Annotated in this window: 12 protein-coding genes; 6 read left to right on the top strand and 6 right to left on the bottom strand. The window is 68.3% G+C overall.

Translation table 11 applies throughout. The features are described from left to right. A partial coding sequence (locus tag ACFDTH_RS15280) for a sensor histidine kinase (protein ID WP_375288420.1) occupies nt 1-1,189 on the top strand: 1,189 nt, incomplete at its 5' end. Here ACFDTH_RS15280 and ACFDTH_RS15285 read toward each other — a convergent pair. From ACFDTH_RS15285 to ACFDTH_RS15300, 4 genes are all read right to left on the bottom strand, one after another. Next, nucleotides 1,158-1,559, bottom strand: a complete 402-nt coding sequence (locus tag ACFDTH_RS15285; protein WP_375288421.1) for a response regulator — start codon at nt 1,557-1,559, stop codon at nt 1,158-1,160. The two genes, ACFDTH_RS15280 and ACFDTH_RS15285, sit on opposite strands and share 32 nt — an antisense overlap. Before the next feature lie 96 nt (nt 1,560-1,655). After that, nucleotides 1,656-2,243, bottom strand: coding sequence for a methionine biosynthesis protein MetW (metW, locus tag ACFDTH_RS15290; RefSeq protein ID WP_375288422.1), 588 nt, complete (start codon nt 2,241-2,243; stop codon nt 1,656-1,658). Next, a complete protein-coding gene (locus ACFDTH_RS15295) occupies nt 2,240-2,671 on the bottom strand; it encodes a GNAT family N-acetyltransferase (RefSeq protein WP_375288423.1) in 432 nt (143 codons plus the stop codon). Before ACFDTH_RS15295 ends, metW begins: the two co-directional genes overlap by 4 nt. Next, nucleotides 2,668-3,783, bottom strand: a complete 1,116-nt coding sequence (locus ACFDTH_RS15300; RefSeq protein ID WP_375288424.1) for a homoserine O-acetyltransferase — start codon at nt 3,781-3,783, stop codon at nt 2,668-2,670. The genes ACFDTH_RS15295 and ACFDTH_RS15300 overlap by 4 nt, the downstream gene beginning before the upstream one ends. Before the next feature lie 88 nt (nt 3,784-3,871). Between ACFDTH_RS15300 and ACFDTH_RS15305 the strand changes: the two genes are divergently transcribed. Then, entirely contained in the window at nt 3,872-4,288 is a 417-nt protein-coding gene (locus tag ACFDTH_RS15305; protein ID WP_375288425.1) for a cupin domain-containing protein, read from the top strand. A 124-nt stretch (nt 4,289-4,412) separates the two neighbouring features. Here the strand turns inward: ACFDTH_RS15305 and dinB are convergent, their stop codons facing one another. After that, complete coding sequence (dinB, locus tag ACFDTH_RS15310) at nt 4,413-5,486, bottom strand: DNA polymerase IV (RefSeq protein ID WP_375288426.1); 1,074 nt, start codon at nt 5,484-5,486, stop codon at nt 4,413-4,415. Between the two features lie 39 nt (nt 5,487-5,525). After that, nucleotides 5,526-6,083: a J domain-containing protein gene (locus tag ACFDTH_RS15315; RefSeq protein WP_375288431.1), complete on the bottom strand. Its 558-nt coding sequence runs from the start codon at nt 6,081-6,083 to the stop codon at nt 5,526-5,528. A gap of 79 nt (nt 6,084-6,162) precedes the next feature. Between ACFDTH_RS15315 and ACFDTH_RS15320 the strand changes: the two genes are divergently transcribed. From ACFDTH_RS15320 to ACFDTH_RS15335, 4 genes are read left to right on the top strand one after another with little or no spacing between them, the layout of a single operon-like run. Further along, a complete protein-coding gene (locus ACFDTH_RS15320; protein ID WP_375288427.1) occupies nt 6,163-6,450 on the top strand; it encodes a BolA family protein in 288 nt (95 codons plus the stop codon). Continuing rightward, on the top strand, nt 6,450-7,157 hold the full coding sequence (locus tag ACFDTH_RS15325; RefSeq protein WP_375288428.1) for a glutathione S-transferase: 708 nt from the start codon (nt 6,450-6,452) through the stop codon (nt 7,155-7,157). The genes ACFDTH_RS15320 and ACFDTH_RS15325 overlap by 1 nt, the downstream gene beginning before the upstream one ends. Continuing rightward, nucleotides 7,154-8,056: a pirin family protein gene (locus ACFDTH_RS15330; protein ID WP_375288429.1), complete on the top strand. Its 903-nt coding sequence runs from the start codon at nt 7,154-7,156 to the stop codon at nt 8,054-8,056. The genes ACFDTH_RS15325 and ACFDTH_RS15330 overlap by 4 nt, the downstream gene beginning before the upstream one ends. Before the next feature lie 46 nt (nt 8,057-8,102). After that, nucleotides 8,103-9,980 (top strand): M1 family metallopeptidase, encoded by a 1,878-nt coding sequence (locus ACFDTH_RS15335; protein WP_375288430.1) that lies wholly within the window; start codon nt 8,103-8,105, stop codon nt 9,978-9,980. The last annotated feature ends 143 nt before the right edge of the window (nt 9,981-10,123 follow it).

Below are 10,123 nucleotides of genomic sequence, written 5' to 3' on the forward strand. Positions count from 1 at the left end.
GGTGTCGCGCGAGGGCGTGCCGTTGGGGGCCTTGTGCGTGATCAGCCCCGAATCGCGCCCCGGCGGCCTCTCCGCCTTCCAGCGCCGCGGTCTGGAGATCCTTGCGTCGGCGGTGATGGGCCGGCTCGACGACCGCCGCGCTGCCCGCGAGGCACGCGAGGCCGAGGCGGAGAATCGCGCCGCCCTCGCCCAGAGCGACCTGCGCTTCCGCACGCTGGCGGACACCATGCCGCAGATGGTCTGGTCGACCCGGCCGGACGGCTATCACGATTATTACAACGCCCGCTGGTATGAGTTCACCGGCGTGCCGGCGGGGACGACCGATGGAGAGGGCTGGAACGACGTGTTCCATCCCGACGATCAGGCGCGCGCCTGGACGGTGTGGCGCCACAGCCTCTCGACGGGCGATCCGTATCAGATCGAGTACAGGCTCAAGCATTTCGACGGGACCTACCGCTGGGTGCTGGGCCGCGCGCTGCCGATCCGCGACGAGGCCGGCGCAATCACGCGCTGGTTCGGCACCTGCACCGACATCCACGAGCAGAAGCTGGCGCTGGAGGAGCGTGAGATCATCAGCCAGGAGCTGAGCCACCGCATCAAGAACATCTTTGCGGTGATCTCCGGCCTGATCGCCTTTGCCTCGCGCACCTATCCGGACTTCGCCCCGATTTCGAGCGACCTGCGCGCACGCATCACAGCGCTGGGCCGCGCGCATGATTTCGTTCGCCCGCACAGCGCGCAGTCGCGCCCGTCAAGCCAGCAGGACAGCCTGCGCGGCATGCTGGGCGAACTGTTCCTGCCCTATCAGCTGTCCTCCGGCGAGCGGATCCGCATCGAGGGGCCGGACGTGCCGATCGACGACCGGTCGGCGACCCCGATCGCCTTGCTGTTCCATGAACTGGCCACGAACGCCTCCAAATATGGCGCGCTTTCCGTCGAGCACGGACAGGTCACGCTGTCGCTGGCCCGCGAGGATGACAGGGTCGCGATCCGGTGGCGCGAGTGCGGTGGCCCGATCGTCCAGGAGCCGCAAGGGTCGGCGGGCTTCGGCACCCAGTTGATCGAGCTCAGCGCGGTCCGGCAGCTCGGCGGCACGATCGCGCGGACCTGGGCCCCGGAGGGGCTGGAAGTATGCCTGTTGCTGCCGCTGGCGTCGCTCAGCCGGCCCGCGATGCCAGCTCGAACCTGACGAGGTCGCCGTCCGCACGGCAGGCGCCGTCGCAAGCCACCTCGGCCGCTTCCAGGATCGCCCGCTCGGTGAAAGGCTTGCGGATGTAGCCCAGCCCGCCCGAAGGCGGGTCGATCTGGGTCGGGTTGGCGGTGACGAACACCACCTTCACCCCATAGTCGCGCGCAATCCGCTGGGCGATGCTCGGCCCGGTGGCGCCATCGCGCAGATTGACGTCCACGAAAGCAAACTCCACCCGTGGCGCTGCCTCCAGGGCACTCGGCATGTCGGCCGCGATCGCCGCCACCTGGTACCCCGCATCGACGAGGATGCGCTCGAGATCGAGAGCCACGAAGATCTCGTCTTCCACGATGAGGGCTGTTTTCGTCACGGCTCCGTATTGATCTACGTTATGGATCAGGTTCGGACGCGAACCATGCTGCGGGCGCGAAGTTCCGCGATCTTGTCGCTTTCGCGTCGCAACGTATCAGCGGCGCAACAGGAACACGGCGTGTTCGGCGCGGAAGTTGGCCGCCGCCGCGCTGGTCGGCTGGCCATCCGAAAGGAACCAAGCGCCCTCCACCGTGATCCCACGTGCCCGCACGAAGGCCCGGAAATCGTCCACGGTGACATGGTGGATGTTGGGCGTGTCGAACCATTGTTCCGGAAGCAGCCGCGTCACCGGCATGCGCCCCCCCCACAGCAGCGACACACGCACGCGCCAATGCGCGAAGTTCGGGAAGCTGACGAACGCGCGCCGGCCGATTCGCAGCAGGTGATCGAGCACGAGGTGCGGCGCGCGCGCGGTTTGCAACGTCTGGCTGAGGATCGCATAATCGAAGCTTCCGTCGGGATACCCTGCCAGCTCGACATCGGCATCGCCCTGGATCACCGATAACCCCCGCGAGACCGCCGCGGCGACGTTGCCGGGATCAATCTCCAGCCCGCGCGCGTCGCAGCCGTGGCGGTCGCGCAGTTCCGCCATCAGCGTGCCGTCGCCGCAGCCGACATCGAGGATGCGGCTGCCGGGCGCCACGTTGGCGGCGATGATCGCAAGATCGGGGCGGAGGGTCATGGGGCCGCCCGAAGGAGAGCCTCGGCATCGGGATGGAGGCGCTCCATGTATCGGTCGGGCCGGATCAGCGGGTGAAAGCCGAGCGGCGCATAGACACCGTGCGCATCGGCGGTGACCAAAGCGATCCGGCGCAGATCGCGATAGGCCGAATGCGCCAGGAACCAGCCGACCAGCCCGCGGCTGATACCCTCTCCCCGGACACTCTCGTCGACGAACACGTCCGCGATCCAGCCGAAGGTCGCACGATCGGAGATGATCCGGGCGTAACCCACCTGCGCACCGTCCCGAAAGGCGCCGAGCGGATGCGACCCGGCCAGCGCGCGCTCCACCGTTTCGCGTGCGATCCCGGGCGACCAGTAGCTGCCGGCGAGCCAGGCGTGGATGCGCGGCACGTCGAGCCGGGCGCGGTCATCCGAATAGTCGATCATCGTCCGTTCCCCAGGAACCCCGCGATCACGCGATCGAGCGTCGGTGATTCGAGGAGGAAGGCGTCATGGCCGAACGGCGAGGAGAGCTCGACGAAACTGGCGGCGGCGCCCGCCGCGTTGAGCGCGTGGACGATCGTGCGCGACTCCGCGGTGGGGTACAGCCAGTCGGTGTCGAAGCTGACCAGGCAGAAGCGTGTCGCCGTGCCCCTGAACGCATTGGCGAGCAGGCCGCCATGCTCCTCGGCGAGGTCGAAATAGTCGAGCGCGCGGGTGATGTAGAGATAACTGTTGGCGTCGAACCGGTCGGTGAAGGCGAGGCCCTGGTGCCTGAGGTAGCTTTCCACCTGGAAGTCGGCGTCGAAGCCGAAGGTCTTGGCCTCACGGCCTTGCAGCTTGCGGCCGAACTTCTCGGTCAGCCCCGCCTCGGACAGATAGGTGATGTGCGCCGCCATGCGCGCCACCGCTAGCCCCGCGGCGGGCGGATCGCCGCTCGCGTAATAGTCGCCGCCGCGCCACTTCGGGTCCGCCATGATCGCCTGCCGCCCGACCTCGTGGAAGGCGATGTTCTGCGCCGAATGGCGGGCAGCGCTGGCGATGCACACGCACGCCTGCACCCGATCGGGAAAGGTCGCCGCCCAGGACAAAGCCTGCATCCCGCCCATCGACCCGCCGACCACCGCCGCCAGGCGGCCTATGCCGAGGTGATCGAGCAGCAGCGCCTGCGCGCGGACCATGTCGCGGATGGTGATCACCGGGAAGGCCATGCCATAGGGCGCGCCCGTCGCCGGATCGAGGCTCGCCGGCCCCGACGAGCCGAGGCAGCTGCCGATCACGTTGGCGCAGACCACGAACCAGCGATCGGTATCGATCGGCCGCCCCGGCCCCACCATCCGCGCCCACCAGCCCGGCTTGCCGGTGCGCGGGTGCGGGCTGGCGAGGTGTTGGTCGCCGGTCAGCGCGTGGCAGACCAGGATCGCATTGCCGCCGTCCGGCGCCAGCGTGCCATAGGTCTCGTAGCCGATCTCCGCCGGCGCCAGCCGCCCACCGCCGTCGAGCGGCAGCGGACCGGGCAGGACAATGTGGCGCGCGAGGCCGAAGCGCGGATCGGACATCGCCGGGCGTTAGCGGCTTGTTGCGGCGACGTGAACCCGCGGGCGCACGCATCCGTTGTGCTCCGGACAGCAGACAAGGAGCGCATGCATGGCCGTCTTCAACAAGGACATGATCGACCTCGCGACCAAGAACACCTTCTTTCAGAAGGAGGTCTATCGCGACAGCAAGGTGCAGATCGTGCTGATGAGCATTCCCGCCGGCGAGGACATCGGCATGGAGACGCATCCGGCCGACCAGACCACCTTCTTCGTCGCGGGCGAGGGCCAGGCGATCGTCGATGGCCATTCGACCAAGGTGTCGCCCAACCACCTGATCGTGATCCCCAAGGGCGCAGAGCACAATATCGTCAACAAGGGTTCGGGCGAGCTCAAGCTCTTCTCGATCTACGCCCCACCTGCCGAGCCCGCGGGGGTCAGCCACAAGACCAAGGCGGAAGCGGAAGAAGCGGAGGAAGGCTTCGTCAGCCGCGCCGCGAAGAAGTTGAAGGAGGCGGTGGGGCGGTAGACCCGAGGTCTACCCAACCTGAACCATCCTCCGTTCGTGCTGAGCGAAGTCGAAGTACCTGAGCAGCCGCAGTGCGTGCCCTTCGACTTCGCTCAGGGCGAACGGGCTCATCTTGATGCCTCGCTCACGCGGCAGCGCCGAACAGCGGCAGCGCCTCCTCTATCGGCGCGAAGTTCGACACCGTGACGCCGACCAGCCGGACGCCCGCGTCGGTCGGCAGCACGGTGCGGATCAGCGCCAGGCTGGCGGCGTGCAATTCTCCTCGCGTCGCGATCGGCGCGGGGAAGCTGCGGCTGCGGGTGATCTGGCGGAAGTCGGCGTACTTGACCTTCACCGTCGCGGTCCGACCATACGAGCCGGCGCGATCGCACCAAGTCCAGACATCTTCGGCCATGCGCAGCACGCCCGCCTCAATCTCTGCCTCCGCGGTGAGGTCGCGGTCGAAGGTCGTCTCGGATCCGGAGGACTTGCGCACCCGATCCGGGTTGACCGGCCGGTCGTCCTCCCCCCGGGCGATCTGGAAATACCAGTCGGCGCTGCTGCCGAAATGCTGCTGGAGGAAGGCAAGCGATGCCGCGCGCAGGTCGGCGCCGGTCTCGATCCCCAGCCGCTTCATCTTGGCCGCGGTGACCGGGCCGATGCCGTGGAAGCGCGCCACCGGCAGCGTCTCGACCCAGGCCGCGCCCATGTCGGGCGTCACCGCGAACTGGCCATCGGGCTTGCGGTGGTCCGACGCGAGCTTGGCCAGGAACTTGTTGTACGACACGCCGGCCGACGCGGTCAGCCCCGTCTCGGCCAAAATGCGCGCGCGGATCTCGCGTGCGGTCGCCCAGGCGGTGCCCAGCGCGCGCCGGTCGGCGGTAACGTCCAGATAGGCTTCATCGAGCGACAGCGGCTGGATGAGGTCGGTGTAATCGGCGAAGATCGCGTGGATCTGCCGCGACACGGCGCGATACACTTCGAAGCGCGGTGGCACGAAGACGAGATCGGGGCAGCGCCGCAGCGCGGTCACCGATGGCAATGCGGACTTCACCCCGAACGCGCGTGCCTCATAGCTCGCCGCCGCCACCACGCCGCGGGCGGCGGCGTGGCCGACCGCCACGGGCCGGCCGCGCAGCGACGGATCGTCGCGTTGCTCCACCGACGCGAAGAAGGCGTCCATGTCGATGTGCAGGATCTTCCGCACCGCGCCTGGCATAAACGCCTCTTAGCAGGCAACGAACGTAAAGGGAACGCTTCAGGCGAAGGCGGGCGCCTTGCGCAACTGCTGATAGGCCGCGATCACGCGGCCCAGCTCGGCCTCGTGGCTGCGATCGCCGCCGTTGCGATCCGGGTGGAAGCGCCGGACCAGCTCGCCATAGCGGCGCCGCAGCGCGGTCCGGTCGGCATCGGTGTCAAGGCCGAGCACCTTCAGGCTCGCCCGGTCCTCGCCCGACAGCGGCTTGCCGTCCTGGCGCGGCGCGGTGGCACGGCGCACCTCGGCAAAGCGCGCGCCGATCGCGTCGAGGGGGTCGGCGAAATCGGCCCAGCGCGGCGGGCGATCGGCGCCATTGTGCGCGAAAGTGCGACTCTCGCGCTCCCAGCCCGCCATCGGCCGCTGCGCGTCATGGATCTCCTCCGCGCTCATCCCGTCGAAGAAGTTATAGCGCGCGTTGAAGGCGCGGACGTGATCCAGGCAGAACCAGCGGAACGCGGGCGGTCCGTCGCGCCCGCCGGCGCCTTCCAGCGGCGGCGCGCGGAACTCGCCCGGCGCGTTGCATCCGGGATCGTCACATACCCTTCCGCTGCCCTCCACCCGGCCGTGAAACCGCGCGCCCGGCCTGTCCCTCCGTTCCGCCACTGCCACTCCACGCAAAAGGGGCTATATGGGGCGAATGACCGGCACTGCCACCACCCCGCTCACCCTGGTGATCGAGGATCGTCTCCGGACGGCCCTTTCGCCCGCATCGCTCGTGGTGTTCAACGAGAGCGCGCAGCACCGCGGCCACATGGGTGACGACGGGACGGGCGAAACCCACTTCCGGGTCGATATCGAAAGCACGGCCTTTGCCGGCCTGTCGCGCGTCGCCCGACAGCGGCTGGTCAATCAGGCGCTCGCCGACCTGCTCGCGAGCCGCATCCACGCACTCGCGATCCGCGCACGCACCCCTGGAGAGGCTTGATGGCCTATCGCCTCTGGTATTGGCCGGAGATTCAGGGCCGGGGCGAGTTCGTCCGCCTCGCGCTGGAGGCTGCGGGAATCGACTATCGGGATTGCGCCCGCGCCGGCGGCGCCGAGGCGCTGGTCGCGGACATGCGAGCGCGCAAGGAGCGCCCGCCCTTCGCGCCGCCCTATCTCGAGATCGACGGAATGGCGATCGCGCAGGTGGCCAACATCCTGCTGTATCTCGGGGACCGCCATGGCCTGGCGCCGTCGCGGATCACCGATCGTTATTGGGTGCACCAGCTTCAGCTGACCATCAGCGACATGGTCGCGGAGGTGCACAACATCCACCATCCAGTCGATCCTGGCACCTATTACGACGACCAGAAGGCCGAGGCGGCACGCGCCGCGGGGCAGTTCCGCGAGAACCGCATCCCCAAGTTCCTCGCCCATCTCGAACAGGCCGCCTGCGCGAACCCGGGGGCGTGGGTGATCGACGATCGCTGGACCTATGCCGATACCTCGCTGTTCCAGCTGATCGAGGGCCTGCACTATATGTTCCCGAAGCGGATGGCGGCGGTGGCGGCGGACTTCCCCAACCTGCACCGCATTCGCGATCAGGTCGCCGCACTGCCGGGGATCGCCGCCTATCTCGCCAGCGATCGTCGCATCGCGTTCAATACCGACGGCATCTTCCGCCACTATCCGGAGCTCGACGCTGCATGACCCGCGACGACCTGATCGAGATCACGCTGGAGCCGGTCACGCACGACCTCGGCGGGTTCAAGGTCCATCGCACGCTGCCTGCGCGGGCGCGGACGATGGTGGGTCCATTCCTGTTCTTCGACCAGATGGGCCCGGCGACGCTGGCCCCCGGCACCGGCATCGACGTGCGCCCGCACCCGCACATCAATCTCGCCACCGTCACCTATCTGTTCGACGGGGCGATGGATCACCGCGACTCGCTTGGCACCGACATCGTCATCGAGCCGGGTGCGGTGAACCTGATGACCGCGGGGACCGGCATCGTCCATTCGGAGCGATCTCCGGCCGAGGTGCGCCCTGCTGGCCCGCCGCTCTCCGGCATCCAGACCTGGCTGGCGCTGCCCGACGGGCGCGAGGAAATCGATCCAGCATTCGAGCATGTCCCGGCGGCCAGCCTGCCCGTAGTCGAGGCGCACGGCGCCCGGGCGCGCGTGATCATGGGCAATCTCTGGGGCGCACGCGCGCCGACCACCACCTATGCCGGCACGATCTACGCCGACATTGCGCTGGAGACCGGCGCTGCGGTGCCGATCGACCCGGCGGCGGAGGAGCGGGCGATCTATCTCGCCGAAGGTGAGGCGACGCTGGAGGGGATGCCGCTGCTGCCGATGCAGCTTTATGTCCTGCGCCCCGGCATAGCGGCGACGCTCCGCTCGGCGCACGGCGGCCGTGCGATGCTGGCGGGTGGCGACGCCTTCGCGACGCCGCGCCACGTCTGGTGGAACTTCGTCAGCTCCTCGCGCGATCGCATCGCCGAGGCGAAGCGCGCGTGGATGGCGCGGGAGTTCCCGGTGGTGCCGGGTGACGAGATCGAATGGATCCCGATCCCGGGCATGCCCAAGACGGTCAGCTATCCGTGATCGCCTGAGCGTTGCCGCGGGCGCGTCGAGCGCATACCCATGCACGATGCGCCATCTTCTCGCTTCCGTCACCGCGGCCGTGGTCATCGCCGGCCCGGCCGCCTCCGAACAGGCCGCACCTGCGCCCATCCTCACCACGCCGGAGGCGAAGGACACATGGACGCACGCCCGACCTGAGCGCGCCCGCGTCACCCATGTCGCGCTGGACCTGCGGGCCGATTTCTTGACGAAGACGATGGCGGGGACCGCCACGCTGGACGTGCTGGCGGCCCCGCGTGCCAGCGAGATCGTCCTCGACATCGACGACCTGTCGATCCGCAGCATCACCAACGGCGGGGGCAAGCCGCTCCGCTACACAGTCGGCGCCGACGATCCGAAGCTCGGCCAGGCACTGACCGTGCAGCTCGGCAACGCCAGACGGATCGTCGTCCGCTATGCCACCCGGCCCGGTGCCACCGCGCTCCAATGGCTCCCGCCAGAGCTGACCGCAGGCAAGCGCAAGGCCTATCTGTTCAGCCAGGGGCAGCCGATCAACAACCGCAGCTGGATTCCCACGCAAGACAGCCCGGGCATCCGCCAGACCTGGGACGCGACGATCACCGTGCCGGGCGATCTCGTCGCGGTGATGAGCGGGGAACGTCTCGATGGCGCGACCGGCAGGCCCGCGCCGAACGGCGAGCGCAGCTTCCGCTTCCGCATGGACATGCCGGTGCCGCCTTATTTGATCGCGATGGCGGTGGGTGATCTCGCCTTCAAGGCAACCGGTCCTCGCTCGGGCGTCTGGACCGAGCCGTCGATGCTCGACGCCGCGGCGCAGGAGGTCGGCGACGTCGAAAAGATGATCGACGCCGCCGAGGCGCTGTACGGCCCGTATCGCTGGGGCCGCTACGACATGCTCGTGCTGCCGCCGAGCTTTCCGTACGGCGGCATGGAAAACCCGACGCTCACCTTCCTGACGCCGACGATCCTCACCGGCGACCGATCGAACACCGACGTTGTGGCGCATGAGCTGGCGCACAGCTGGTCGGGCAACCTCGTCACCAACGCGACCTGGTCGGACAGCTGGCTCAACGAGGGCTTCACCACCTATTTCGAGAACCGGATCATGGAAGCCGTGTACGGTCGCGAGCGCGCCGCCATGTATGCGGATCTCGATTGGGACGGCCTGCAACGCGACATCGCGGCGGCGGGTGGCGCTGACGCCGCCACCACCCGGCTGCATGGCAATCCCGGCGACACCTTCGGCCAGCTCGATTACTTCAAAGGCTCCACCTTCCTGCGCACGATCGAGGAGGCTGTCGGCCGGCCACGCTGGGATGCGTACCTGCGCGGCTATTTCGACCGGCATGCGTTTCAGCCGCAGACCACTGCCGGCTTCCTGGCCGACCTACGGCGCGAGCTGATCCGCAACGATGCGGGGCTGGAGGCGAAACTGCAACTCGACCGTTGGGCCTATCAACCGGGCCTCCCGGGCAATGCGGTCCACGTCACTTCGTCGACGCTGGCCGCGGTCGACGCGCAACTCTTGGCGGTGAAGGCCGGCGGGCCCATCTCAGCCGTTCGCACGCAGGGCTGGGCGACCCAGCAGTGGCTGCGGTTCCTCAATGGCCTGCCACGCAGGCAGCCGCCCGAAAGGCTCAAGGAACTCGACGAAGCGCTCGGCCTGTCCCGAGCCCGGAACGCCTATATCCGGTCGGCCTGGGCCGAGCTGGCGATCGCCAACCGCTACGAGCCGGCCCTACCCGGAATCGAGAAACTGCTCGGACAGGTCGGGCGCGGGCTGCTGATCTATCCGGTCTATCGAGGGCTGATGGCGCAAGGAGACTGGGGACGTTCACGCGCAAAAAGCCTCTTTGAGGCGTCGCGGGGGAGCTACCATCCGAGTGTCGTTACCGGCGTGCAACGCATTGTGACAGCGCCCTGAGGCGGGCACGACCGGTCAGCGTCATGAGGGCGGGCACGAAGCGGCGGATGCCCCCATCGTAGAAACGACGAGAGCTCTCGCGGTGTTGTTTTTTTGAGTTGGTTGCGGGGACAGGATTTGAACCTGTGACCTTCAGGTTATGA

Origin of the sequence: Sphingomonas sp., from assembly GCF_042096255.1 — a bacterium.
Lineage (GTDB): Bacteria > Pseudomonadota > Alphaproteobacteria > Sphingomonadales > Sphingomonadaceae > Sphingomonas.